30 protein-coding genes, 1 tRNA gene and 2 pseudogenes are annotated in these 25,559 nt (G+C 26.9%); 17 read left to right on the top strand and 16 right to left on the bottom strand.

Annotation, left to right across the window (positions count from 1 at the left end; translation table 11 throughout):
- Nucleotides 1-7: 7 nt before the first annotated feature.
- From L8V82_RS01035 to L8V82_RS01045, 3 genes are all read left to right on the top strand, one after another.
- The gene (locus L8V82_RS01035; RefSeq protein WP_263723693.1) at nucleotides 8-262 is read left to right on the top strand and encodes a hypothetical protein; all 255 of its coding nucleotides are present in this window, start codon (nucleotides 8-10) and stop codon (nucleotides 260-262) included.
- Nucleotides 263-360: 98 nt separating this feature from the next.
- On the top strand, nucleotides 361-1,563 hold the full coding sequence (locus tag L8V82_RS01040; protein WP_263723694.1) for a PD-(D/E)XK nuclease family protein: 1,203 nt from the start codon (nucleotides 361-363) through the stop codon (nucleotides 1,561-1,563).
- Complete coding sequence (locus L8V82_RS01045) at nucleotides 1,550-1,882, top strand: hypothetical protein (protein WP_263723695.1); 333 nt, start codon at nucleotides 1,550-1,552, stop codon at nucleotides 1,880-1,882. Before L8V82_RS01040 ends, L8V82_RS01045 begins: the two co-directional genes overlap by 14 nt.
- 257 nt (nucleotides 1,883-2,139) lie before the next feature.
- Here the strand turns inward: L8V82_RS01045 and L8V82_RS07760 are convergent, their stop codons facing one another.
- The 4 genes from L8V82_RS07760 to L8V82_RS01065 all read right to left on the bottom strand — a co-directional run bounded on the left by L8V82_RS07760 (nucleotide 2,140) and on the right by L8V82_RS01065 (nucleotide 4,986).
- Entirely contained in the window at nucleotides 2,140-2,253 is a 114-nt protein-coding gene (locus tag L8V82_RS07760) for a DUF2779 domain-containing protein (protein WP_263723696.1), read from the bottom strand.
- Between the two features lie 14 nt (nucleotides 2,254-2,267).
- Nucleotides 2,268-2,681, bottom strand: coding sequence for a WG repeat-containing protein (locus L8V82_RS01055; protein WP_263723697.1), 414 nt, complete (start codon nucleotides 2,679-2,681; stop codon nucleotides 2,268-2,270).
- 127 nt (nucleotides 2,682-2,808) lie between these two features.
- Nucleotides 2,809-4,278, bottom strand: coding sequence for a DUF2779 domain-containing protein (locus L8V82_RS01060; protein WP_263723698.1), 1,470 nt, complete (start codon nucleotides 4,276-4,278; stop codon nucleotides 2,809-2,811).
- 63 nt (nucleotides 4,279-4,341) lie between these two features.
- Nucleotides 4,342-4,986 carry a hypothetical protein gene (locus L8V82_RS01065; RefSeq protein WP_263723699.1) on the bottom strand — a complete coding sequence of 215 codons (645 nt, stop codon included), beginning with the start codon at nucleotides 4,984-4,986 and terminating at the stop codon, nucleotides 4,342-4,344.
- A gap of 218 nt (nucleotides 4,987-5,204) precedes the next feature.
- On the opposite strand from L8V82_RS01065, the gene L8V82_RS01070 reads away from it, so the two are divergent.
- Both L8V82_RS01070 and L8V82_RS01075 read left to right on the top strand, forming a co-directional pair.
- A complete protein-coding gene (locus tag L8V82_RS01070) occupies nucleotides 5,205-7,058 on the top strand; it encodes an McrB family protein (protein ID WP_263723700.1) in 1,854 nt (617 codons plus the stop codon).
- Nucleotides 7,039-8,379 carry an McrC family protein gene (locus tag L8V82_RS01075; protein WP_263723701.1) on the top strand — a complete coding sequence of 447 codons (1,341 nt, stop codon included), beginning with the start codon at nucleotides 7,039-7,041 and terminating at the stop codon, nucleotides 8,377-8,379. Before L8V82_RS01070 ends, L8V82_RS01075 begins: the two co-directional genes overlap by 20 nt.
- Here the strand turns inward: L8V82_RS01075 and L8V82_RS01080 are convergent.
- The 5 genes from L8V82_RS01080 to L8V82_RS01100 form a co-directional block, all read right to left on the bottom strand.
- Nucleotides 8,371-9,063 carry a hypothetical protein gene (locus L8V82_RS01080; protein ID WP_263723702.1) on the bottom strand — a complete coding sequence of 231 codons (693 nt, stop codon included), beginning with the start codon at nucleotides 9,061-9,063 and terminating at the stop codon, nucleotides 8,371-8,373. The two genes, L8V82_RS01075 and L8V82_RS01080, sit on opposite strands and share 9 nt — an antisense overlap.
- 13 nt (nucleotides 9,064-9,076) lie before the next feature.
- Complete coding sequence (locus L8V82_RS01085) at nucleotides 9,077-10,999, bottom strand: AAA family ATPase (protein WP_263723703.1); 1,923 nt, start codon at nucleotides 10,997-10,999, stop codon at nucleotides 9,077-9,079.
- A 75-nt stretch (nucleotides 11,000-11,074) separates the two neighbouring features.
- A complete protein-coding gene (locus L8V82_RS01090) occupies nucleotides 11,075-11,734 on the bottom strand; it encodes a hypothetical protein (protein ID WP_263723705.1) in 660 nt (219 codons plus the stop codon).
- Nucleotides 11,735-11,758: 24 nt separating this feature from the next.
- Entirely contained in the window at nucleotides 11,759-12,526 is a 768-nt protein-coding gene (locus L8V82_RS01095) for an agmatine deiminase family protein (protein WP_263723706.1), read from the bottom strand.
- A complete protein-coding gene (locus tag L8V82_RS01100; protein WP_257938780.1) occupies nucleotides 12,523-13,071 on the bottom strand; it encodes a hypothetical protein in 549 nt (182 codons plus the stop codon). Before L8V82_RS01100 ends, L8V82_RS01095 begins: the two co-directional genes overlap by 4 nt.
- A gap of 106 nt (nucleotides 13,072-13,177) precedes the next feature.
- Between L8V82_RS01100 and L8V82_RS01105 the strand changes: the two are divergent.
- A pseudogene (locus tag L8V82_RS01105) lies at nucleotides 13,178-13,621 on the top strand (PD-(D/E)XK nuclease family protein); the annotation flags it as partial.
- Between the two features lie 66 nt (nucleotides 13,622-13,687).
- Here the strand turns inward: L8V82_RS01105 and L8V82_RS01110 are convergent.
- A complete protein-coding gene (locus tag L8V82_RS01110) occupies nucleotides 13,688-14,608 on the bottom strand; it encodes a helix-turn-helix transcriptional regulator (RefSeq protein WP_263723708.1) in 921 nt (306 codons plus the stop codon).
- A 529-nt stretch (nucleotides 14,609-15,137) separates the two neighbouring features.
- On the opposite strand from L8V82_RS01110, the gene L8V82_RS01115 reads away from it, so the two are divergent.
- Nucleotides 15,138-15,527, top strand: a complete 390-nt coding sequence (locus L8V82_RS01115) for a hypothetical protein (RefSeq protein WP_263723709.1) — start codon at nucleotides 15,138-15,140, stop codon at nucleotides 15,525-15,527.
- 137 nt (nucleotides 15,528-15,664) lie between these two features.
- Here L8V82_RS01115 and L8V82_RS01120 read toward each other — a convergent pair whose 3' ends face one another.
- From L8V82_RS01120 to L8V82_RS01135, 4 genes and pseudogenes are all read right to left on the bottom strand, one after another.
- Nucleotides 15,665-16,111 (bottom strand): hypothetical protein, encoded by a 447-nt coding sequence (locus L8V82_RS01120; protein WP_263723710.1) that lies wholly within the window; start codon nucleotides 16,109-16,111, stop codon nucleotides 15,665-15,667.
- Nucleotides 16,112-16,113: 2 nt separating this feature from the next.
- Entirely contained in the window at nucleotides 16,114-17,325 is a 1,212-nt protein-coding gene (locus L8V82_RS01125; RefSeq protein ID WP_263723711.1) for an ATP-binding protein, read from the bottom strand.
- 80 nt (nucleotides 17,326-17,405) lie between these two features.
- Nucleotides 17,406-17,663, bottom strand: a pseudogene (locus tag L8V82_RS01130) (S24 family peptidase); the annotation flags it as partial.
- A 12-nt stretch (nucleotides 17,664-17,675) separates the two neighbouring features.
- Nucleotides 17,676-18,050 (bottom strand): helix-turn-helix domain containing protein, encoded by a 375-nt coding sequence (locus L8V82_RS01135; protein ID WP_263723712.1) that lies wholly within the window; start codon nucleotides 18,048-18,050, stop codon nucleotides 17,676-17,678.
- 230 nt (nucleotides 18,051-18,280) lie between these two features.
- Between L8V82_RS01135 and L8V82_RS01140 the strand changes: the two genes are divergently transcribed.
- The 9 genes from L8V82_RS01140 to L8V82_RS01180 all read left to right on the top strand — a co-directional run bounded on the left by L8V82_RS01140 (nucleotide 18,281) and on the right by L8V82_RS01180 (nucleotide 21,482).
- A complete protein-coding gene (locus L8V82_RS01140; RefSeq protein WP_041570280.1) occupies nucleotides 18,281-18,487 on the top strand; it encodes a hypothetical protein in 207 nt (68 codons plus the stop codon).
- Nucleotides 18,488-18,787: a hypothetical protein gene (locus tag L8V82_RS01145; protein WP_214098769.1), complete on the top strand. Its 300-nt coding sequence runs from the start codon at nucleotides 18,488-18,490 to the stop codon at nucleotides 18,785-18,787.
- Between the two features lie 348 nt (nucleotides 18,788-19,135).
- Nucleotides 19,136-19,315, top strand: coding sequence for a hypothetical protein (locus tag L8V82_RS01150; RefSeq protein ID WP_263723713.1), 180 nt, complete (start codon nucleotides 19,136-19,138; stop codon nucleotides 19,313-19,315).
- A gap of 2 nt (nucleotides 19,316-19,317) precedes the next feature.
- Complete coding sequence (locus L8V82_RS01155; protein ID WP_263723714.1) at nucleotides 19,318-19,476, top strand: hypothetical protein; 159 nt, start codon at nucleotides 19,318-19,320, stop codon at nucleotides 19,474-19,476.
- A gap of 19 nt (nucleotides 19,477-19,495) precedes the next feature.
- Nucleotides 19,496-20,362 carry a hypothetical protein gene (locus tag L8V82_RS01160; protein WP_250325072.1) on the top strand — a complete coding sequence of 289 codons (867 nt, stop codon included), beginning with the start codon at nucleotides 19,496-19,498 and terminating at the stop codon, nucleotides 20,360-20,362.
- On the top strand, nucleotides 20,359-20,733 hold the full coding sequence (locus L8V82_RS01165) for a hypothetical protein (protein WP_047208322.1): 375 nt from the start codon (nucleotides 20,359-20,361) through the stop codon (nucleotides 20,731-20,733). The genes L8V82_RS01160 and L8V82_RS01165 overlap by 4 nt, the downstream gene beginning before the upstream one ends.
- Nucleotides 20,717-20,923, top strand: coding sequence for a hypothetical protein (locus L8V82_RS01170; protein WP_263672589.1), 207 nt, complete (start codon nucleotides 20,717-20,719; stop codon nucleotides 20,921-20,923). The genes L8V82_RS01165 and L8V82_RS01170 overlap by 17 nt, the downstream gene beginning before the upstream one ends.
- Nucleotides 20,924-20,938: 15 nt before the next feature.
- The gene (locus L8V82_RS01175; protein WP_214136032.1) at nucleotides 20,939-21,295 is read left to right on the top strand and encodes a hypothetical protein; all 357 of its coding nucleotides are present in this window, start codon (nucleotides 20,939-20,941) and stop codon (nucleotides 21,293-21,295) included.
- A 1-nt stretch (nucleotide 21,296) separates the two neighbouring features.
- On the top strand, nucleotides 21,297-21,482 hold the full coding sequence (locus L8V82_RS01180) for a helix-turn-helix transcriptional regulator (protein WP_066008122.1): 186 nt from the start codon (nucleotides 21,297-21,299) through the stop codon (nucleotides 21,480-21,482).
- Here the strand turns inward: L8V82_RS01180 and L8V82_RS01185 are convergent.
- Entirely contained in the window at nucleotides 21,475-22,653 is a 1,179-nt protein-coding gene (locus L8V82_RS01185) for a tyrosine-type recombinase/integrase (RefSeq protein ID WP_047208317.1), read from the bottom strand. The genes L8V82_RS01180 and L8V82_RS01185 overlap by 8 nt on opposite strands.
- Nucleotides 22,654-22,826: 173 nt before the next feature.
- Nucleotides 22,827-22,913 (bottom strand) — tRNA-Leu (locus L8V82_RS01190).
- 153 nt (nucleotides 22,914-23,066) lie between these two features.
- Between L8V82_RS01190 and flgL the strand changes: the two genes are divergently transcribed.
- The gene (flgL, locus tag L8V82_RS01195) at nucleotides 23,067-25,301 is read left to right on the top strand and encodes a flagellar hook-associated protein FlgL (protein ID WP_263723715.1); all 2,235 of its coding nucleotides are present in this window, start codon (nucleotides 23,067-23,069) and stop codon (nucleotides 25,299-25,301) included.
- Nucleotides 25,302-25,559 lie beyond the last annotated feature (258 nt).

Consider the following 25,559-nt stretch of genomic DNA (forward strand, 5'->3'; position numbering starts at 1 on the left):
GAAAAGCATGCGAGGAAATAATCTTAATGAAATGATAAGAATTTATGATAAATACATGTCTATTTATGGAGATAGTGATGTGTTTAGACTGGATGATGATGATTTGTTGTATGCAAGTGAAATTTTAAATAAAGGAGGATTTTTTTGTTATGATGAGAAAATAGTTGATAGAGAGTATGATTTGATGTGTTATTTTGCTGTGATATTTTTACCTAAAAATGATTTAGCAAAACACGCTATTAAAATTTTAGAAACTTTATAGAAAAATAGAGTTGGAGAACACATGAAATTTTGGCTTTGTGATGATGAAAATTACGCTAAAATAAAAATTATTAGTTTATATATGGAAAGGAAATAAATATGGAAAATTTTTTAGAACAATTTAAGGAATTTAAGGAAAAAAACAAATCAAACTACAATCCTTTATTAAAGGTTTTGCCTGCTCATGATGAGGTGAATTTGCATAGTGGAATTTTAAAATCTTTACTTGATCCTAGTGAAAATCATGAACAAGGAAGGTTATTTTTAGATTTATTTTTAGAAAAGATAGGATTAAAAGAATGGTTTGAAAAAAGTGATGATGTAAAAGTCTTAAAAGAATATAAAAATATAGATATTTATATACATAATGGCACCAAACACATTATACTAGAAAATAAAATTTGGGCGAAAGATCAACATCAACAAATTGCTAGGTATATAGAGATATTAAATAAAGAAGAAAATGTTTCTTATAAAGATATCGAAAATATCGAAAATATCGCTGTGATTTATCTTACTCTTAGTAAGGATAGACAACCTAGCAATGAGAGTTTAGGTAAATGGAAGATAGAAAATACTGAAAATGAATTATTCTTAAAAAAAGGCGACGATGGCGACGATAAAGTGCTATATAGACAAATTTCCTATAAGAATGAAATTTTACCTTGGCTAGAAAGTTCCCAAGAAAAGGTTAAAAATTTATGCAGTTTAAGTCAAGCTATAGAATTTTACAAAGATGCTATAAATAATGTCATAGGTAATGGTAGTGATATAATAAGCTTTTTAAAAGAAAAAAGTAAAAATTTTGACTCTAAATTACTTGAATTATTTGAATTATTATTTCAAGATTTAATTAGTAAAGAATCAAAATTATTGCCAAAAATATCAATGTATGAAAGAGATTATATTATCAATAAGTTTTTAGAAGAAACTTGCAAAGATTTTAATGATTTTAGCATTGATAATGGCTCAAGCTATATTCAATTTATACTCAAACCAAAGAGTGTAAGTAATAATGATGTGTATTTTGCTTTTGCTTGGTTTGATACCACAAATTCTAAAAATTGGAAAAATTTTGGAATCAGACTTATAGGTGATATATCAAAAGAAGATAGAGAAAAAATTCAAGAAGAAGCAAAGAAGAAAGATGATAAATTTAATGGATACACTTTATCTGATTATATAGTTTTTGATGAAAAATCTACAGCAGAAACAATACGAGATTTTATTAAAAAAAATAAAGAAAAAATCAAAGAATTAAATGAAAAATTAAACGGAGTAAAAAATAATGAAAACTCGTGATATTTTACTAGAAAAATGGAATGATTTTCATAAAAACTTATGTAGAGAATTTATCCATCATGAAGTTTTTAACAATTACAATGTAATAGAAGCTTTAAAAGAAAGTGAAAATTATCATTGTGAAGTAAAAACCTTAGATGAAGAGATAGTGCTAAATCCGCAAGCTAAAATTCATATTTTAAGTTTTAAGCTCAGTGATGATAGAAAACTAAAAATAATCAATCAGTTTTTAAAAAACAATAAATACACAGGATGTTATTATGATGTCTTTTATACAAATGAGGCAAATGTGTATGAGGTTTTAAAAATCGAATTTTAATCCATAGCTTTAAGCTATGGATTAAGCTTTTAAAATTTTTATCATGGTTAAATTTACAGCATTTTAGTAAGGCTTGACGGAGAGCTTTTTTTATTTTCACTTATATTTTGCATAGCTTCAAAACTTTGCATAGCTTCGCTTTTGTTATGGATTAAATTTAAATTTTTATAAGCTTGCTTTATATCAGGGATTAAAGCTAGTAAAACTTTTTTATAAAACTTCCTTGCATTTTATAATGATTTTTATTAAAAAAGGTATCATAAGATCTTTGGCATTTTTTCTATATTTAACAAATGCTCGCAAAATTTAGGAAAAGCAAGTGCTAAATTTCTTATAACACCTTTTTCAAAGCTTGCATTATAAGCAAGCACACAAACATTTTAAATTAATTTAGGTTTTTTAGTTTTAATTCTTCGCCTTTTTTAAGTAAAAATAAATTCGTATCAAATTTTAATATCTCACTATAACAACAATTTTCATCTACATCTTCAAAACCTATGTAATCATATCCAACACCCTTAATAAGATCCAAGACAACATCATACTCTGTTTCTATAACCAAATTTCCTTGTTTATCTATAAAGCCATATTTTGTTTTTGTGCTACAAAATCCATATAAATCATCATTTAAGTGATAAATCTTACCAGCGATTTTTTTTAATATATTTCCATTGATGTCAAATAAGATCGAATCTTCTAAAAAACTTGCATAATACATTTCATCTTTTTTTATAACACCACAATTTGTTATTTTTTTGTTAGCAAGTTTTTTATCTAGTTTTAAAAGTGTTGTTTTCATGTGTTTTCCTTTTTAATTGATATAGTTATTATTATAATGTATTTTTATAGACTACTGCTGTCTAGTTTGATAATTTTTGCTTAGAGATTGATATAAAAACTCTAAGCAGTAACTTTTAATATAGTTATTATTTTACAAGCTCTTCTAAATGTTTTAAAATTTTTACCATGGCTAAAGTATCAAGTTTGCAGTATTCTAGTAAGGCTTGGCGGTAAGCTTTTCTTTCGTTTTCGCTCATATTTTGCATAGCTTCAAAACTTTGCATAGCTTCGCTTCCATTGTGGATTAAATTTAAATTTTTATAAGCTTGTTCCATATCAGGGATTAGAGCTGGTAAGACTTTTTTTATAGAATAACTCCCTTGCATTTTATAATGATAATAATCTTTATTTTGAAAAGGTATCATAAGATCTTTGATATTTTTTTCTATATTTAACAAATGTTCGCTAAATTCAGGAAAAGCAAGTGCTAAATTCCTTATTACACATTTTTCAAAACTTGCATTATAAGCAAGCACGCAAACATCTTTTGGTATATCATTGATCAAATTTTTTGCAAGTTCATATCTTGGATCGATCCCACATTCGCTCAAAAATTCCTTATGTTCTAACTTGTCTTTATGGTCTATATGTAAAGAGTATTGAAAAGGAATTTGCATATAAGGTCTTATACCTTTATATTCAGGTATAGCTTGCATAAATGTTTCAAAATCTAGATGATATATAGGATAGGTTAGAGTATCTAAAAATTTTTTGATGTTTTCTTTGTTTATATAGATTTCTTTATTAAGTGAAGCTTTGATTTGAATTTGTTGGTTTTTGGTAAAGATAGATAGATCATCTAAATCTTCAAAATTATAAGTATTTTGATAATAAAATTCAAAACTTTTTTTAAATTTTGGTATATTAAAAACATTTTCTTTTTCACATAAATTTCTTTGTTTAATCCAGCAATACTCATATCCATCGCACTCATAAGGATCAAAGCAATGTGTTCCTATGTCTATATCTGGCTCTTCTTTTTTGCTTAAAATTTCTTCAAAGTATTTTAAATTTTCTTTAACTTGGTTTTGATTTAATAAAACTTCTTTTGTGATATCATTGATCTTAAAAAGTTGATTTATATCAAGAAAATCACCTCTATAGTATTCATTGTTTAAATGTATCAGGTTAACTTGTTTGATTTTATAATTTAAATTTGATAAAACATAATACTGCAAAGCACAATCATCTATATAAACATCTTTTAAAGATGTAGAGCTTTTTACTTCATTTATGATCAAACCGTCTTTGGTATTTTGCAAAATATCTATCATGATCAAAATACCATCGTAGCAAAAAGTAGCTTCGTAAATCACTTCTTGGTTATTTTCTAATAGTTTTCTAGTTTGTTCGCATTTTTCATCAAAAGAACTACCTTCAAACTCTATCTTTACTCCATTTGGAAAAAGCTCACAAGCTAGCTCGCCTACTTTATTACCTATGTCAGTTTTTGTTGATTTGTTAGATGAATTTAAAACATCTTTGTTGTAAGTATTTAACCAAAGAGATTTAGCACATTGTGCGCCTCTTGTGTATCTTGATTTTGAAAAAAACATTATTTACCTTTCTTTGTTGTTTTGTTTGAATTTTAGCCTATTTTATTAAAATAGGCTAGAGTATTATTTTTTCAAAGGTTTATCTCGCATTAGAGCATAAATTAGTCCGCTTGAAAAAGTAAAACGTGCTAACGCATTTTGTTTTTCTTCTCTTCTTTGCGCTACGGTTTTAAGATTGCTTTTTCTCAAAACTGCAAAAATACTAAGTCCATACCATAATCCTAATGTTATTTTTAAAGGTAGTATTAAAATCATTAGTAATGGATTATTACGATTATCTCTTAGTGTTGTGTATGCTATATATAATACAACGCATGCCCATATAAAAGCAATGACACCCATAATCATTAGCGCAGTATCTCTTTCTATTCGCATTAGAAATAATGTCATAAAGATTATAAAGGCTAAAGGCAATACAGCAAATAATCCAACACACAAGCTAAGATCTATTGTATTTCTATATATAACCACCTTACCTTTTAATCCATAATACACAAGCACTGCGGCTATGATGATATATATTAAGATAGCTATGGTGATGATTATTGTATTGGTATAATCTTCTTGAGCTATTTTTGTGCTTGTATTGTTATCTATGGTTTTTTCTATTGTTATATCTTGTTGTGCTGTTGTATAATTTACTTCAGCATTAGTAAAAGTAAAGCATATACACATTAATATGCTTAAAATTAAAAATAGTTTTTTCATTTTATTCCTTTGTTTTTGATTTGTTATTTTAAATTTTTATGTTCATTTTTATTTTTTAATACCTCCTTGTGTTATAGATTTACAATAGTTTTTAATTTTGTTGTAATTATATGTTATTTTAACGGACGGTGTTTGTCTATTTTTTATTTTTTTATTTTGGTATAATTAACAATGCAAAAATTAAGTTATAATTATAAAAATCAAAACTAAGGAAAACAATGAGTGATTTAAAAACTAGATTAAACGAAAATAAAAATAAAAATTTTGCTTATTTTTTTGATAAAGATGGAAAATGTTATATTTATCATACTAAATTTGGTAGAGAAAGAAATAGTGTAATTTTAGAAAATGATGATATTGAATTAAGGTTTAAAGAATTAACCAAGAAAATTTATGAAGATAATAGTGAGGTATTTGATAAATTAAAAGGTGCTTTTGAGGAATATTTAAACGATTATAGTAATAAAAGTACTATACATATTAAATTTGATGAAAATGGTGAATTTTTAAAAACAAAAAGCAAAATTGTGGATAATTTTAGCGAAACATTTGGTAAAGAAAAAATAGACGAGATAGATTTCAATCAGGGTAATTTTAAAAAAGATATTTTTGAAAAATGGTGGGATAAAAGTATAAATAGTGCTAAAATGCAAGGCAATGCTACGAATTTATTAAAAGATGAAAAAAAATTAGTTGATAATCTTAAAATAATAAATGATGCAGTAAGTAATAGCAGCAATTTAACAGAATTATTAGTAGCACTTGATAAAGTGGAAGGCATGAAAGCTACTGCTAGAGAATTAGCATATTTTTTACAATTTAAAGATGATAAATTTCCACTTGCAAATGATGCTTCTGTAAATACCGCTAAGTATATCTTTGAGATATTAAATGAAAATCCAAAAGAATATAATTTTGATAATGAATGCAAAGAAGAAGTATATTTTGATTTTGTTTTGGAAAAACTTGAAGTAAAAAAAACAAATAATCTTCCAAGATATTATATTTTAGATCAATTTTTAAATTTGATTGATAAGATAAAAAAGTCTGATTTTGCTTTAATTACAAAAGAAAAATTAGCTGAAAATGATAAAAATCAAAGTGTGTATTATAAACTTTACGAGGTAGCCTATAGCTTTGCAAATTTATGTGGCAAGGCAGATATTAAAAGTAGTAATTTAAAAGGTTTTTTGGAGCTTTTAAGAACACATAAAAATATCATTTTTCATGGAATTCCTGGAACAGGAAAAACTTATACTATGGTTAATAATATAAAAAATCTTATTAGCAATGAAGAGCAAATGCTTATCACTCAATTTCACCCAAGTTTTTCTTATGAAGATTTTATAGAAGGTATTAAACCTGCAGGGATTGAAAATGGACAATTAAAACTTGAACTTAAAAATGGAATTTTTAGAGAATTTTGTGATAAAGCAAAAAAAGAAGAAAAAGGGTTTTTAGAAAAACTAGAAAAAGGAAATTTTAATGAAGCTCTAAGTGATCATGGGTATTTTTTCATAGCTGATGAGATTAACCGTGCGGAATTATCTAGGGTTTTTGGAGAATTACTTTATGCACTTGAGTATAGAGGAGAAAAAGGCAAGATAAAAACACAATATGCCTCTATGAGAGATGATGAGGATTTTTATGTACCTGAAAATATGTTTTTACTAGGAACTATGAATGATTTAGATAAAAGTATAGATAGTTTTGACTTAGCGCTTAGAAGACGCTTTATATGGCAAGAAATGGAGTGTGATTATGATGTAATAAGAGATGAAATTTATGCAAATAATATTGAAGAATACGCACAAGCTTGTAAAAAATTAAACGATAAAATTAGTAAAGATATAGGTGAAAAATATCAACTTGGACATTCTTATTTTCTAAAAATTGAATTTAAAAATGATGAGATTAAAGATAGTGATATGAAAAAACTTTTTAGCAACCGCTTTGAAGCGCTTTTAAAAGAGTATTTAAGAAGCGAATATAATGAAAAAGAAATACAAAAACACTTGGATGATTTAAAAAAACTTTTTGTTATAGAAAAAAATGATGATAAAAATAAATGATAATAGCTTTATAGAAATAGATCAAAAATCTTCAAGAATACAAGATTTTGATCTGTATTTTGAAGATTTTATAAAAAATGGAAATTTCTTTTCTTTTTTCAATGATGATGAAAAAATTTTAAGCAAAAATGCTAAAAATCCTATCATTTCATTGCGAACGATTGAAGAAAATAAAAGGCAAATTGCTAGTGGAAATTATATAGGAAAAATTTCTTATAATGGTTTGGAAGTTGAGATAAATTCCAGGTTTGGCAAGAAGTTTTTAGAAAGAATGCTAAATTTTGCTAATGATGTATTTGTTGATGATGTGAGTATTTATCAAGATGTAAAAAAGGAAAGCAATATAAGTGAGTTTATACTTTTTTATATCTTTGTGCAAAAACTTGAAAAAAGTTTTTTGATAGGTTTGCCTAAAAATTATCAAAGTAAAAAATACAATGATTTGCGTTTTAAGGGAAATATCGATATGGTTGAATTTATAAAACACAATATCCCTTTAAAAGCAAAGGTTGCTACAAAAACAAGAGAGCAAATAGAAGATGTGCATATTATTAATGTATTATACAAAGCATTAGAAGTCATAGAAAAGAAAAATTCAAGCTTTTTAAAAAATGTAAAGCATATAAAAACCTATTTAGTGCAAAATAAAAGCGAGCATTGTTTTATAAAAGAAAGTTTAAACAAAGCCTTTTCTAGTAAAGCCTTGAGAAATCAAAACTATCAAAACTACAAAGAGCTTTTAAAATATGCAAAAATGATCATAGAAAGTCAAAATTTCACTAGTAAAAATAAAAATGATCAAAAAAGTTATGGTTTTATCGTTAATATAGCAGAGCTTTTTGAAATTTATATAAGTAAGCTTTTAAGAAATAATTTTGAAGAATATATGGTTGATTCTCCAAAGCTTGAAATTTATAAAAATAGCTTTTATAAACGCTATATAATACCTGATATTGTTTTGTCTAAAGATGATACATACATTGTTTTTGATACTAAATATAAAAGAATGAAAATGGAAGGTAGAAGCCAAAATGGCATGGGAGATTTAGACAGAAACGATTTATTTCAAATTCATACTTATATGGGGTATTATCAAAAGATAGGCAAAGTGCTTTTAGGTGGACTTTTATATCCTATGCAAGAATTTGAAAAAGCAAAATGTTATAGTGAAAATTCTATCCTTTCAGATGAGTATAAATTTATAGTTGATGGAATTTTTCTTGAAGATAGTCAAGATAAAGAAATTACTCTTGAGTATATTACCCAAAAAGAAACGCAATTTATAGAAAGGATCAAAGAGCTACTAAAACAATCATTTTAGTAGCTTAACAAAAGAAATTTTTCTTTCTATATCCTCGTGAGTGATAGAGTTTATTTCTAGTTTATAGGGTTTAAAATTTTTCGTGCTAATATTAGCAAATAAAATATCCAAACTCACATCTAAAAGTTTTTTTAAACCTTTTGAAAAATCATAATCTTTCAAATAAAAATTATTTCTTATCAAATTTTCATTTTGTTTTATAATTTCTAGCAATTCTTGCTCTTTAATATAAAATAACCCTTCTATAAGCATGTTTTGATAAGGTGAGATGTCGTTGATGTTTAGTACTTTTTTATCTATCCAGCCATTTTTAGGAAAGGCATATGCACTTGCAAGATGATAGAGTTTGCCTTTTGTGTTTGTTTTTTTTAATTTATAGTGTATTTTTGCATTATGTTTTATAAAATCAACAACACAAAAATGTTTAAAATCCGCATAATTTTGACTTAAAAAATTTTCAAAAGACAAAAGTTTGCTTTGAGTATTTACATCTAAAAAATATCCATTTTCTAAATGATAACTTTGGCTTAGTAGTTGTATATTTTCTGTGTTTTGAATTTGTGTTTGGAAATTAAACTCATCATTGTTTGTTTCATATAATGCATTAATGTGTTCTTTTGCTTTTATATCATTAAATCCAAACACAAAGCTTTTGTGTATTGTTCCTTGAAGTGTTATGTTCATAGTTTTATCCTTTTTATAAAAATCCCATGTTGATTTTTTCATCATCTGATTTGAGTTTTGATTCTTTTTCTAATTTTTCTAAAAACTCATCGGCGTTTTTGATTTTAAAAATTTTATTTTGTCTAAGAATTAGCGCAAAATCGCCCAAACAAATATTTTGAAGCCTTAAGAGTCTTTTTGCAATTTGCTTTTTATCAAAGCTTAAATTTAATTCTTTAGCAAAAAATTCAAAAGCCTTTAAAAGTTTTTCTTGCTTTAATGCTTGAAATTCTATCTTTAGATCAAATCTTCTTATGCTAGCTTTATCAAGGTTTTGTAGGTAGTTTGTAGAAGCTATGAAAATACCTTCAAAATTTTCCATTTGCATAAGCATTTCATTGACTAAGCTTTTTTCCCAGCTTTTATTTGCTTCATCTCTACTATAAATTAACGCATCGATTTCATCAAGCTGTAAGATAGCATTATCATTAGAAGCTTTTTTGAAAATGTTTGCGATATTTTTTTCATTATTGCCCACAAAAGGATCTAAAATATCACTAAGTTTATAAGAATGTAAAGTTTTGTTTAAAACATTAGCTAGTTCTTTGCCAAACTCGCTTTTTCCACTACCTGCTATGCCATAGCTTAAAATTCTCAAACTTGAATTTTTATCGATATTGTTTATTAGTTCTTGTAAATTTAAATCACATTCTATCAAGCTTAAATCGTATTTTTTGTCTTTTTTTGGCATTGAAATGCCCTGAAGTGATCTTGCTTTTAAATTTTCATTGATCAATCTTACAAATACTTCTTGGCTTTTGCTTTTAAAGATCTTAGCATTGTTTGCACATTTTAAAATAACCCCTTGAGAAAGTTCAGGATGAGAAGCTATATTTTCTATAATGGCTTCATCTATTTTTATATTTTTCTTATTAAATAACTTTTTTATATTTTGAATTTTCTTTTCTTTAGGCATACTTTCAAGCTCTAAAATCACATCAAAACGCCTCAAATACGCCTCATCCATGTCTTTAGAATTTGATAAAAATACACAAATACCATTTTCTTCATCTAAGATTTTATTGATTTTTAATTTCTCTTTTAAAGAATCATAGCAAAGACTATCTTCACACTCATCAAAGACTATCATTTGTTTTTTTGGATTGAGTATTTTTTTAAGTGCATAAAAATTTGAAATTCTACTTGATTTTTTTACATCTTCGCAATCTTTAACACATAATGCTTCTTTATCAAGCTCTTTAGCTATGAGTGCGCTAAGCTCGTTTTTGCCTACGCCTGCTTTTCCATATATAAAAATATTTCCTTTTTGGCGTTTTTTTAAAAAAGTAATGATAGTATTTAATTCTTCTTGTATATAGTCAAAATCACTCAAATTTAGTCTAGTTTTAGGTAAAAAATACGAAAACTCACCCATAAGTGTAGTTTTGCTAATATCTTGAGTGAAAATGCTATCAAAATTATTTATATCTATACCAAAGGCATCGCTATCATAATAACACAAGGCATCTAGTTTAAAAAGCATAGAATCATCACTTAAAGCTTTATTGACATCTTTTGAAGTGTGGTTGAAAATTTTTTCTATGATCTTTTTGCCCAAAGCAGTGCTATAACCTTGGTGTAGGGCAAATCTACCTTTATTTGCATAGTAAAAAAACGCAAACACATCACATTCTGCTTGAGTAAAATTTAAGTATTTTTTAAGATAACTTAGATTTTTCTTTAAAAAGCTAGAATAGATAAATTTGGAGTATTGTTTGTAGATAAAACTAGGGATTTTACTATCTTTTTCTAGCATATCTTCAAATTCGCTGTAAAAATCTTTTTTGATTTGTTTGCTATTTGAGAGCATTTGTGCGTGTAGTGAGATGACTTTTACATTATGTGAGTAATAATCAAAATCCGCAATGTGAGTAAGAGTAGAAATATTTGTTTGCATTATAAACCTTTAAACTAAGATGTATAATGCAATTATAAACAAAATAACTAGACTTTAGTTGTCTAGTTATGAGAATTATTTGGGTTTTATGTTTTTTAACAAGTTTTCATAGAAATTTTTAACACTATTACTAAAATATTTTTCAAAATCACTAGCACTTATCATATCGCTTTTTGTATTATTGCAAATACAGCAGGCTAGAACACAATTTTCTTCATTGTAGCCTTTATCTGGATCTAGCCTTTCAATTTGCAATTTACCATTGAAGGCACGCTTTTTGGAATTTATAGGTTTATCATCTCCAAATAAATTATTTTTTAAAATATTTTCTTTGATACCACAGTAGTGGCATGTTCGATTTTCTTCATCGATTTTTAAATACGCTTCTTCATACCACATAGCAAATTTTTTCATATCTTCAAATTTTTCTTCAACCATTTTATCGATTGCACTAAATTTTTCATTTTCATCTTTCCATTTTTTGTTGATTCTATACTTCTTTCTTACCACTTCATAGTGATTTTTTAAATTTTCCACATAGTTTTTATCATTTGATTTTGGCTCTAACTCTTCCCTTACTATTTCTTCAATGTTAAGATTGTATGATTTTGCCTTGATTAGTTTTTTTGTAATTTCCTTACTTCCAAAAACACCTTTTAAATAAAGCTTTAGAAATTTCTTTTTAATATCATCGTTTAATTGATTGATAAATTCAACTCTTTCTTGATTTTCCATTTTTATTCCTTTAAATAAATTTAATCATTGTAAAATATTAGTACTAATACAATGCAATGCACCACCTTTTTTGATAATAGGCTTTAGATATACACCTATGATTTGTTTGTCTTTATAGATATTTTGTAAAAAGCTTAAAACCCTCTCATCCTCATCTATATCATAAGTTGGCACAAAAATCACCTTATCAAACTCTAAAAAATTTAAATACGCACCCCATTTGTATTTTTGCATAAATTCTTTAGAATAGCTCATTTTTGTAACCTTAAAATCTTTTAAAGCGGTGTTTAATTTCTCAAAAAATTGCACATTTTCTAAAGAAAAATCATTGATTAGCACATGATCTTTATTTATAAATCTTACCATACTATCGCTATGCGCATATCTATCATAAGCTAGTCTTGGTAAAAAGACTATGTGTTTTAAATTTAGATTTTGTTTTAAAGTATGGATAATGCTTTCCTTGCTAAGTGTTGGATTTTGGCTAAAAATTTTCTCACACATAAAGGCAATATCATGTTTTCTTATGAAATTACCTCCATCAAGGATTAAATTTAAGTGATTTTTTAGAGGTTTTATAGTGGTTTTTAAATGTGGATAATTTCTAAGATAATCAGGATCATAAATATAGCTTGTCGCTGTATTTTCATACACTAAAGGCATGAAATCTCTTAACCATATATCATTACTTGGTATTTCTTTAAAAGCGATGTTAAATTTAGCAAAATTTTGCACAAGATTTTGATAAATTCTTTTATGTTTTGATGATAAAAGTGTAGAAATGGCTATCATTCATCGCTCTTTTGCATGCTTAAAACTAACAACTCATCATCATAAATAATGTCATATTGTAAGATATCTCCCCAAAGCTTTAATTTGCCTTGTGAATTTTCATAATGCTTTATAGCTAGTTCTTTGAGCTTTTGCATGATTTGCGTTTTATCAAGATAGAGCATATCATTGCTAATAGTAAATTTAAGCACGCGTAAGTGAGATAAAAACATCAAAGTATGCAAAGGCTCGCTTTTACGTTTAAAATTTGTTTTTATGATGGCTTTTGCTTCTTGTAATTTTATGTGTTTATCTTTTAATAAAACATTTTGTTCTAAAATTGAATTTAAAATTTCTTTATCTAAGATAAAATCAAATTTTTGCATAAATTCCAAAGAGGAATTTACCATATCATAATGTCCTTTTAAAAGCCATTCTTGTATGCTTTCGCATTCTAAAAACAAAGTTTTTGTTTTGGTAAATTTTTCTACATTGTTATAACCAAATTTCTTTGCAAGCAAAGTCTCATCGGTGTGAGTTAGGATGTGTTTCATGGTTTGAAGCATTTTTAATCCTTTTTGAATGATTTGAAAAATCATAGCTAAAAAAAGCAGACAATGGTAGTCTATATTTTTGTAGTATAATTGTGAAAAATATTTAAAGGCATTGTGAATGAAAAATTTTATTGAAGAATTATTAAGGGTTAATGATAAATTTGAAGAAAATACCAAAAAAGGCATGAGTGATATAAATATTTTCGAAGCTTTGGGAGTTGAGTATAAAGAAAACTATCATTCTAAATTTATAGCTTATTTGATCGATCCGCATAGTGATCATTATCAAGAGCTTTTTGCAAATGAGTTTTTAAAAAAGCTTGGAAGATACACAAAAGCTAAGAAATTTAAAAATCTTACAGCTCATGACATAGAAAGCGTAGAAACAGAAGCTTGTGCTAAAGATAATAGAAGGATCGATATACTCATAAGTTTAAAAGATAAAAGATATATCATCATAGAAAATAAACTTTATGCAAAAGATCAACCAGATCAACTCAAAGACTACATAAAACACATAAAAGAAAAAGTTAAAAACAATGAAATTGAAAAAATTTATAGAAAATGACACGATTGAAAAAGCTTTAAATAAAGCTAAGAAAGTATTAAAATCCTGACAAATAAGCAATCATTTGCTTATTTGATCAAGGTATTCTTCAACTACTTCTTTGACTTTATTTGCTATAAAATCAGGTTCTAAAACCTTTACATAAGGTATGTAATAATACACTAAAGGTAAAATTTCCATTTCATGAGTTATCTCAAGCTCTATTTCTATGGAGCCATCTTTGTCTTTACCAGTGATGATTTGCGAATTTAGAGGTTTTCTTTCAAAGTATTTTCGTATCGGTTCTTCTACTAAAAGCCTTACCGTAAAAGGTTTATCAAGACTAAACCATATAGAATTTACTCTTTGAAGTTTTACTTCTAAACTCTCATCGGTTTGAAAATGCTCTTGGGTTAGGGTGATGTTTTGGATATTTTTTAAATAAAATTTTTTGAAAATATCACGTTTTTTCATATCAAAAGCAAGCAAATACCAAAAGCCACTAAAAAAAGCTAGTTTTAAAGGTTTTACTTGGAAAAGTTTATTTTCATATTTAAAGACAATTTGTGTTTTGGTGTTGATGGCTTGTTCAAGAATTTGAAAATTGCTTAAATCTTTTTCCTCTAGCTTTTCTGCATCTAGGCTAGTATGGATGGGATTAGAAATGTTTTGAGAAAGTTTAGAAAGTAGGGGGTGAGCCTTAGCATAAAAGCTATTTCCAGCGCTTTTTGCCATGGTATCAAGCACTTCAAGGATTATTTTTTCATCATCTTGCTCTTGTATATCTTTGCTTGTATCAATGCGCCATTTTCTTCCATTTTTAATAAGCCCCATAGACTCAAAAACCCCTTGCATGTCTCTTTTTATGGTTTTAGCGCTTACATTGAGTTCTTGGGCTAGTTCTTTTATGGTTATGCCATTTTCAGACTTTACTAATTTTTCATATAAAACTTCAAGGCGTGTTAGTTTGGAATTTGCAATGTATTTTTTAAGATCTTTCATGATTTTTCTCTAAATTTTTTCAAAATATTAACAACAATTGCTTTATAAACAAATAAAGTCTAGTTTATAAACGCTACAAAACTTATAGTTTGGAAATGAAAGTTTATTTAGAAAACAATGTTTGAGAGTAAAAGATGATAAATATGTAATTATTAAAATACAAAAGGTTGTATTTTACTAGGTTTAACTAAGAGTGATGAAAGTGTCGGTCAAAGCAGACAAGCTTGTAAAAAATTATATGATTTGCTATTTCAGCAAGATTTATCAAATATAAAATTAGAAATCACGAATAAATTTTAGAAAGGAGTAAGTTTAGAGTAGGTTACCACATAATCCCCCTAAAAAAGGGGACAAGGTTAATAAGCCTTGACTATAATCATACTTAGTAGTATAATTATAAAGATTATGTGGATTATATAGCTCAAATTTAATCACCTACTTTCTAGGGTTAGATTAAGCCATAGGGGGTCAGACCTACGGCTAACCCTTGAAAGTATTATACAAAAACCTACTTTAAACTACAAATAATATGTCATTTTTATTTAACAATGCAAAGCTTTATATTGCTTTAGCTCTAATGCTTATGCTTAATGTATTTTTATATCTTAAGCTAGATAGCACAAATGTAAAATTAGAAAAAAGTCAAAGTGATTTAAATTTAGCTTTGGGTGTAAATAATGAACTCACAAAAATTACTCAGGAGTTGAAAATAAGACACGAGCAAGAGCTAAAAGCACTCTTTTATGCAAATGCTCAAAAAAATCAAATCAAAACAAGGGTTGATGATGTTAAAAACTATATATCCAAAAGCAATGAAACTAATACCACTAAGCTTTTTAATGCTATGCTTGATAGGCTGTGGGAGCAAAACACAAGTACTAACCAAAATACAAATTCAAAAAGTGCAAATACCAAATGAGCTTTTGGAATTTGATAGAGCGCATAAACCTATAGTGCAAGATGAAAAAGATATATAAAAGCTTATAGTGAGCTTTTTTATCACTATAAGCAATGTGAGATCAATATAGATAAAATTAAGGAGTTGAATGAGTGATTTTATCTGCTAATTTCTTGGGTTTCTAAATCATATTTTAGTGTTAAAGCTTTAGTTGAAGTAAAAAAAGGTAACTGAAAATTTTTCTTTTTAAATGATATTGCATTGCGTTGCAATATACTACTTGCTTCCGGTGTTCCAGTATATGCTATGGCAATATATCGTTTACTGAATTTTTCATTAAGAAAATTATGTATATTTGATATTTGATTAAATGCTTTTTGTAGATCACCACCTTTTAATTCTACATATATTATTATGCCTTCTAAATTAGTTGTGGCAATAACATAATCACATCTTGTGATCTCATTTTTTAATTTACTAGTATCTTTTGTATCAATTAAAATTTTATAAAATTCTCTTCCATTGCATTTAAGTGTTAATTTTACTTTATCTTCACATACTAATGTTTTATCGTAGCACTCATTTTTATCTATAAATTGCTCCAATATTATTTATCTAACTCCGCTATTTTATAAAAATCATCCATGATTTCACTTGAGGCGGTATCTATATATTCAGCATCAATTAACATTGTTTCTTTATCTATAATTGAATAAGATTTTCCATTTTCTAGCTTGTAAGCTATAAAGTCTTTATGGTTAAAAATGTTTCCTTTGTTGATTATTTCATAAATATTATTTTGCTCATCGTTGCGTAATTTTGCTTTAATTATTGAAGCATAAAGAATATTATTTAATGCTGTTAGTATATAAGGACTATGAGTTGAAAACATAATATTTGGATTATTTTTTGCATTCCTAAGACTTGCGAGATAATAAGCCATATTCATTTGATTAATTGGAAATAAATTTGATTCTGGTTCTTCTATAAAAATATCTAAAGTCGGTTTGTTTTTTTCAGATAATAAAGTTTCAATAAGTTTAATTCTTTCTATTACTTTATTTTCAATGAGTTTGCGTTTAGTGTCTATTGATTTTTTAAGATCGGATATTAGATTTTCAATAGTGATTTTTTCTAAACTTTTATTCTTAATATCATATACATATGCAAAATAATTGCTAATTATTTCCATTATACTAGTGCTTTTTTCTCCAGAACTTGATTGTTCAAAAGGTATTTTTAAATCATTATGATTTAAATAGCATTTGGTAAATCCAGCTTCATTTTCAGCCGTAAAAATCGTATTTTCCATAGTCTTTAGTTGAAAATATTTTACTTCGTTAATGCTTTCTATAAAATTTGCTATCATATCATTTGTATGATAAGATGCTTTAATGTCTCTTTGTTTAGGAGTTGCGAATAGTTCAGGTAAAAAAACTCTAACATCATTTATAAATACTATTTTTCCAATCAACTGCTCTGTTTTTATGTGTTCTTGATATAAAGTTATATTTTTACCTTTTATTTCTATTAAAGGTTTATCATCTATAAGCGTAATCTCTGTGTTGTGGTTAATATAAATATCTAGCATAGATTCTTTAAGATAATCCATAAATTCTTTTTGATCTATATTGTTAAATAACTTTGGTTCATGAAAAGATTTTATTTGTTCTTGCTTATACAACCATTTTAATAAGCTAATGGTTCTTAAGATGATACTTTTTCCGCTTCCACTTTTTCCTATAATTACTACAAATGGTTTTAAAATTATTTCCGCTTCTTGTATAGGTCCTAAATTTTTAATTATTACTTTTTGCATTTATAATACCTTTATTATTTTAAGTTATATATTGTAACACAATTAAATTTATATTTTTTATGCTTAAATTTATCCGCCTTTTAAACCCTTTCTATTTGATTTAAGAATATTTTAGTGTTACACGAGCAAATTACAACACCTAAAAATACATAGTCTTTTAATGCAGATTTTTTAATTTTTTTGTCTTCAAAACCTATATTATCACTACTTATGATAATTTCATCATCAAGGACATTTTTTCTTATGCGTTTGCAAAATAATTCACCATCGTATCTAAAAATAGCCACATCAGCATTTTTGATCTTATCGAGCGAATTTTTACTAGTATCAACTATAACAAAACTTCCATTTTATATAAAAGGTTCCATACTGTCGCCAAATATTTTTATCATATCATATTGTGTTTTGTAAGGAATACCTAATATTTCTACTAAAAAATTTTTATCAAGATATATAGTTTGAAAGTTTTCATCGCTGTTATCGTTTCCAAAACCTGCACTAGCGTAAACATTAGGAAAATATCTGATTTTAATTATATTTTCTATATCGTTTGTGTTATTTATATTCATTTGAGTATATTTAAGTGTATTTTTTTCAGGTATATAACCTCTTTGTTTCCAAATATCTATGGTATTTGCGGCAACACCTAGGTAATCTGCTAGTTCCTTATAGGTTTTCAAATTTTGTTCTAGCATCCATTTTTTCAATATTTCTTTTACTTCCATAAAAAGATACCTTTCAAATGTAAAATATAACTTGACAAATGAGTATATTTTTTATAATTTCACAAAATAATTAATTTTAAAACATAAAAATAATTATTTTTTAGCAAAAAGAATACCAACTTTTTGCTTAAGTATAAAAAAGGATACATAATGCAAGATTGGATTATAGCTGGCGTGATTATAGCTATCTTATCGATTATGTTTGTAATCATAAAGATAAAGGAAACAAAATGATAAGAGCATACGCAAACACCATATCAAATATACTCAGCAATGAAAAATCTATAAAAAAAGACACACTTTTTAAAAGAATGAACATAAAAGAAAGCGAATTTAATGAAGCTTTGAATTTTTTACTTGATCATAATTTTGTAAAACTAGAAGCTATTAGTGATGGTTTATTTGAAACCATCATAGTTCATTATGAGGGTAATTGAATGTGCATTAAAGAGAAAATTCAAGAAAAGTTAGGGTTAAAAACTTTTGATGAAATGGAAAGAAAACTCAATTTGAAAAATCAAACTTTAAAGGTTTGGCTTAGCAATAAAAGCAAAACAAATTCTAAAGTAGAAAAAGCACTTTTAAGACTTGGTTTTTTGAATGAGGATTTGAGATTATCTAAGAGATTGAAAGATTTAAAACTAAAGCATAAAAAATTTACAGCTTTGGTAGAAGAAAAAACAAAAACTATACAGGAGATTTCTGAACTTTTAAAAGAAATTGATGAGGTAGCTTGAAAACCTCATTAAGCACATTTTCTAAGTGTGCTTAAAAGGTTTTTAAAAGCTTGAAACTAGGTTTTAAGTGAATTTCCTTATAGCTAGCTTGGTGATCAAGCTAGCGTGTTCTTTATTTATCACACTCCACGGCGACGGGTGGGAAAGTGAGCTTTTTTAAAAAGCTTTGTTAAATGGTCAAAATACCAAAAGTTTAAATAACTTTGAATGCAGGCTCTATGTTTTGACATAAGTAGTGTTTAAATGGGAGTTAAACTCCCTTATAAGCCATATTAGCTTTCTTTATTTTGAGTAACCACCTTTATGGTGGTTTTTAACTTCCATTTATGCACTATAAAAAGGAAGAAAATGTCTTTTAAAGAAAAAATTAACACAGCCATAGAACACGCAAGAGCTTTGGCTTTAATTAACAAAGAATGCTTAGATTTAATTGACTACAAGGAAGAGTGTGATGAGGATGATTTAAGATCTAATCTAGATGACTTAAAAAAACTCTTGATAAAAGCAAAAGAATTATTGAAAGGATAGTAATGAATTTTAAGCCCATACAAAAAGAAAATGATGCATTTAAAAAAGCAAGAGAAATAGAAAGTTTAATAAGTGAGCTTAGCTCAAAGGGATTTAAACTTACAAAGGCAAATTTAAAATCTTTAGTTATGAAAAAAGGTTTTGATAAGGTAGCAAAATAACAAAAAAGAAAGGAATAAAATGCAAAACATAGGCTATGATAGTATCAAATTTGTAATCCCAAAATTTGCATTTTATAAATTTCTTAAAAAACATGATTTATATACAAAGCTTAGAAAAACAAACCGCAATAAAGCTATAGAAAAATACACAAAAGAGAAGTTTAAAAATATCAAAACAAAAGATAAGTTTTATGAGTTTAAGGTTAGGTATATAAACATCAAACCTAGAAATAAAAGTTTATCAAATACCATAATAGTGATAGAAAATTCAAAAGACACCCATGAAGTTGCTAGAAAAAATAAAAAGAAAAAAGACTTTTATGTAGAAGTACAGTTTAACGGTCTTTTTCAGCCTAGCAAAAGTGTGGTAGCTGATGTGTATAAGGTGTTAAGTAAAATGGTTAAGAGGTTTAAGGCTTATAGTTTTGATATAGCTTGTGATTTTTGTGATGAAAGTGCTTCTATGAGAAAATATGAAGAACATTTGCATGAGTTGTCTTTAAATAAAAAAATCAAAGGCGAAATGGTTTTTTATAAAAAATCTCTTTATGTAAATGGGGTGCATAGTAAGTTTTTTGATCTTGATAGAATTTTGATTTATGATAAGTATGAAAAGCAGACTAGTTATCACAAAGAAAAAATTAAAGAAGAATTTAAAGACTGGAAAAGATTAGAATTAACTTTCAAACTAAACTATAAATTTTTAAAATACATACAGCATAAACACATTCATGATGCTTTAGATTTTATATATGATTTTATAGCTTTACTAGGTAAAACATATAGCTTTACAAAAGAATTATTACTTATTAAACAAACAAAATATTTAATCAATCCAAGATGGACAAAAGATATAAAACCATACGCATTAAAGGATGTTGCATGAGTATCATAACACATATAATTGAAGCTAATGAAATAGCTCGTGCATGTTTAAAAAATGACTTAAAATATAGTTTGAAAGAAGCAAGGATTATCAATAGTGCAAATGAAAGAATGTTGTGTTTTTATTTTGATAATCCTTTTGCTATAGATTTGTTTGAAAGAAACAAAGAAAGTATCAAAAATGACTTAAGATGTGAATACAAGAAAAAAATCAAACTTTATAAACGCATTGATTTTGTATTTTACGATATTTGCTCAAAAAACACTAATGAGCTTAAATCAAGAACAACAGAAGAAAAACAAATACTTCAAAGGGGTATAGATATGCTGGAAAATATTATAAAAAGGAGTAAAAATGGAAAACATAGATAATCAAAATAATCTAAAAGAGCTATCTATGAAAATTGTATCTTTACATAAAGCTATAGAGCACGCAGAGTATGAAAGAAGTGCTTTAAATTCAGCCATTAAAGAATATAAAGAAGATTTAAAAACAACCATAAGAGAGCTTGAGCAAATGAAAGAACCTAATCTTTTTAATCAAGAAAATAAAGAGGAATAAACAAAAGGATATTACATGCTGCAAATGATGAAAGATTTTTTAGAACAAAGAAATTTGATAGAAAAACACTTAGAAGAAATAAAACAACAATTATCAAAAATGCTTAAAGAATTTCTTTCTATAAGAAATGATCTTTCGTTTTCTAATGGATGTAACTCTTTAGAAGAAGAAATTAGACATTATTGGAAGATAGAGGCTTGGCTTGATGTAGAGCTTAAAAGAATATGTATAAAGCTTATAGATACAAGAGTTTCTTATAATAGTTTTGATTTTGAGAATGTCAAAGTATTATTAGCGCATACTTTAAGTTATGAAGAGCAAAAAGCCATTATAAAATCACTCAATTTAGAAACAAACATTAAAAAGGATTGATATGAAATTATTAAGTACAAAAGAAGTTGCACAGTATTTGGGTTTTAGCGTTGATAAGATAAGAAAAATGAGAATGAGAAAAAATCAAGCCATTTATAACTTTCCAAAGGGTGTTAGAGTAGGAAAAGTTTTAATGTATGAAAAGAAAGAAATCGATGATTGGATAAAATATTGCAAGGTTAGCTAAGCTTTCCTGCAAGTTTTTCTATATAATCTCCCCACCACTGCATTAATCTTCTTTTTAATTCTATATTTTTACTTCTATTGTAAGCTTTCAATATTGCATTTTTTTGCTCATGAGCTAAGCATTGCTCTGCTATATCCATACTTACTCCATGTTCCAATTGCTTTTCGTTTGCAATGCTTCTAAACATAGCACGAAATCCATGCGCGCTTTGAATTCCTTTATATCCTAAGCGTTTATTGGTATTGCATGTGATATTTTCACTATTACATCCTTTTTTAGAAGAACCAGCAAAAACATAATCATTGACTTTAATCGCATATTGATTTTTTAATATACTTATGGCTTGTTTGCTTAATGCTATATTATGCTCTTTACGCATTTTCATTTTTTGAGCTGATATAGTCCAAATTTCATTTTTAAAGTCTATCTCATCCCAAGTAGCTTTTATAACATTGCCAGGTCTTTGGGCTGTTAAAAGCACAAAAAGCATTAAATTTTTATGACTTTGTTTGATATCTGAATGTATTAGAGTATTTATATATTCTTTAATATCAGATTCATCTAATAGGGTAGGTTGGTGTATAACCTGATTTGGTTTTTTAAATACAATATTATTTTTGATAGAAGCTACGGGATTGTTTTCTATGATCTCAAGTTGCAAAGCATATTCAAATACTTTATTTATCCATATCTTTGCTTTTTGAAGCGTAGCGCTTTTATGCTCTATGGTCTTTAAAATATTAACAATATCTACTCTTTTTATATCATTAATATTTTTATATTCTAAAGATTTAAAAATACCTTCTTTGTAGCTTAGTCCTCTTTGGATTGTTTTTGCTGCTAAATTACTCTTTCTTGCATTTTCTAATACTTCATCATATAATACGCCAAATTTCAATCTTTTTGCATTACTTATGTTTTGACCCTTGGCTTTTAGTTTGTGCGAATTTATAGCTATTTCTCTAAGCTCTGCTAGGGAAAGCAAGGGGTATTCCCCAAGTGTTATATAAGTATCATTAGCTTGTCTTGTTTTAAATAGTTTTCTACCACTAGGATAAACAAAAACATATAATCCTTTTATACTGGGATCACTAAATTTTATAAATTTTTTACCATTATCGCATTTTACGCTTTTTAAGAAACTATCTGTAAGTTTATTAATTTTTGCCATTTTTATTCTTTGTATTATTGTAAAAAGTAACCCATTTAGTAACCCACTTTTTTTGCAATATTTTAACACAAAAAATAACAAAATAGAATAAAAAAGAATATTTATATAATCCCTTAAATATAGGATTTTAAAGATAATTTATTGAAAAATAACACTTGGGAGTAAAAAACAAATGGTGCCCGAGGTCGGACTCGAACCGACACAAGGTTGCCCTTACCAGATTTTGAGTCTGGCGCGTCTACCAGTTTCACCACTCGGGCTTTTTAAGATTTTAAATTAAAAATATAGAATGTGAGATTATACTAAAAAAAAATTAAAACAATATAAAATATTTATATAACAAATGAAAATATCTTTAAAGTTTGGAACTTTTTTTGCTTGTAATATTTAAAATTTATTTGCGGAGCAAAACAATGAGAATTAGTAATCAGTATAACTACTATACTTCCATACAAAACTATACAGATGGGCAATCTTTGTTGAATAAATATAATTTGCAATTACAAACAGGTCAGCTTATTCAGCATTCTTGGGAAAATGCAAATGTTTATATTAATGGTTCAAGATTAGAATATGAGATGGCAAATATAGGTCAGATTATTCAAGGAACCCAAGCAGCACAAGAAATGGCAAAAAATACTGATACGGCTTTAAAAAATATCACCGAACTTTTGGAAAAATTTAAAACGCTTTTAGTAAAAGCTTCTAGTGATGGAAATTCTCAAACTTCAAGAGAGGCTATAGCAAAAGAACTTAAACTTGTAAGAGATTCTATTGTAAATATCGCAAATACTAGTATTAATGGACAATATTTATTTGCAGGATCTAATACAGCTACAAAGCCTTTTGATAAATTTGGAAATTATACTGGTAATAAAGATAATATTTTCGTAGTAAGTGGCGCTGGTACTCAAATTCCTTATAACATACCTGGTTGGGATTTATTTTTTAAACCTGATTCGAATATTAATAAGATTATCTCTACAAATGTGTCAATGATAGATGGTAGATATGATGTTAATTCTAATCCTGAGCAAAAAAAATATCTAAATGAAGAATCTAAATTTTCCTATCTTATAGGTCAAAATTATGTACAAAATGGCGGACTTGATCCTGATAAAGATTTTGATTATGCAGATAGTAAATTGCCTTTCCCAAGTTCATCAATGTATATTCAAGGTGTCAGACCTGATGGAACAAGCTTTAAAGCAACTATCAATGTAGGGCCTGAAGATAAAATAGGTGATGTTTTAGAAAATATTGGTAAATTATATGGTAACACGGATGCAAATAAAGTTGTCGAAGTGACTATGAATGATAGCGGCCAAATAGAAATTAAAAATTTACAAGAAGGCAATAGTTCTTTAGATTTTCATGCAGTTGCTATGACACCACAACTTCAGGATGCAGATCAAATCAAAGCTTTAAGTGCTGCCGCTGCTGCTGAGGGTATCAGCATGGATGAAGTGACTAATCGTATCATGCAAGCAGCACATGGTGGAGATTTAAATAATACTAAAAGTCCAGTTACCATTGAAGTAAATGGCGAGCAATTTACTGTAGATATACACAAAACAGACTTTATAAAAAGCAATATCAATGGTAATAAAACCAATGGAGCTGATTTTGATGTGCCTTTTGAAAAAGATGGCAATACTGTTTTTGGAAATGTTTCTCAAGTGATTAAAGGCACTAGTGAGTATGCTACCGATAGTACAAAATTAAGTGAAGTCGTTGCAAATGCTAATGGCAGTATGGATGGCCAACAACTTCAAATGGAAATCACTTCTAGAAGCGGTCAAAAATATAATGTAACTATTGATTTAGAAAATTCTACTGTAAGTTATCCTGATCCAAATAATCCGGGTCAAACCATAAGTTTTCCTATTACTCATTCTCAATATAATGAAGCAACTGGAACCTCAGTGGGTATGCAAACAAGACCTGAAGATATTACTTATGGTCAGTTAAATGATATTATAGGTATGTTTGCAAGCGATAATGTTCCTACAGCAACTATTACTCCAAATGCAAACGGAACTATTAACAATAATGATTTTCAAACTATTCAGCAAGACATAGCTGATTCTAAGGGTTTTGTTGAAGTTAGTATGGATTATAAAGGTCGTATAAGTATTACTGATAAATTTTCAACTAATACAAATATAGGTCTTACTATTAAAGATTCAAATTCAAATAGCGGCTTTCCCCCAGCAGGAGAAGTAAGCAATGGTTCAGGTTTTGTATTTAGTGCAAATAATTCTTTAACTATCGATGATCCAAATATTGATTTGATTAAAGATTTAGATGAGATGATAGATGCAGTTTTAAATGGTAATATGAGGGCTGATTCAGAAGGAAGTGATCCTAGAAATACAGGTTTACAAGGAGCATTAGAAAGGATTGATCATTTACAAGATCATGTTAGAAAAATGCAAACAACCATAGGAGCTTATACTAACAATATAGAAGAAACAAACAAAAGAATGACTTTTTTAAATGTTAATGTTGCTTCTATAAAAAGTGGAGTGACTGATGCTGATTATGGGCAAACATATATGATGTTTATGCAAACTATGGTTTCTTATCAAGCTATGCTTTCAGCTACTTCTAAAATTTCTCAAATGAGTTTATTAAACTACTTATAATTTTTGATATAATAGCTTTTTTCTTTATAAAAGGATGTGTTATAAAAAAAGAAGCTATTTTTATCATTTCTAATGTTTTTATTTTTTATTTTTGTTTAAGTGCTTTGATACCTGATCAAGCTTTAGTAAGTATTATAGGATACTCTTTAGCAAAACTTAGCTATTTTTTATTTGGCTCATTGACTAAATTTTATCCTTTTGTCTTTTTTTGGTTTAATTATCTTTTATATAAAAATGATTATAACTTTGAACTTATTG

The organism is Campylobacter sp. IFREMER_LSEM_CL2151, from assembly GCF_025771725.1.
Taxonomy (GTDB): Bacteria; Campylobacterota; Campylobacteria; order Campylobacterales; family Campylobacteraceae; genus Campylobacter_D; species Campylobacter_D lari_C.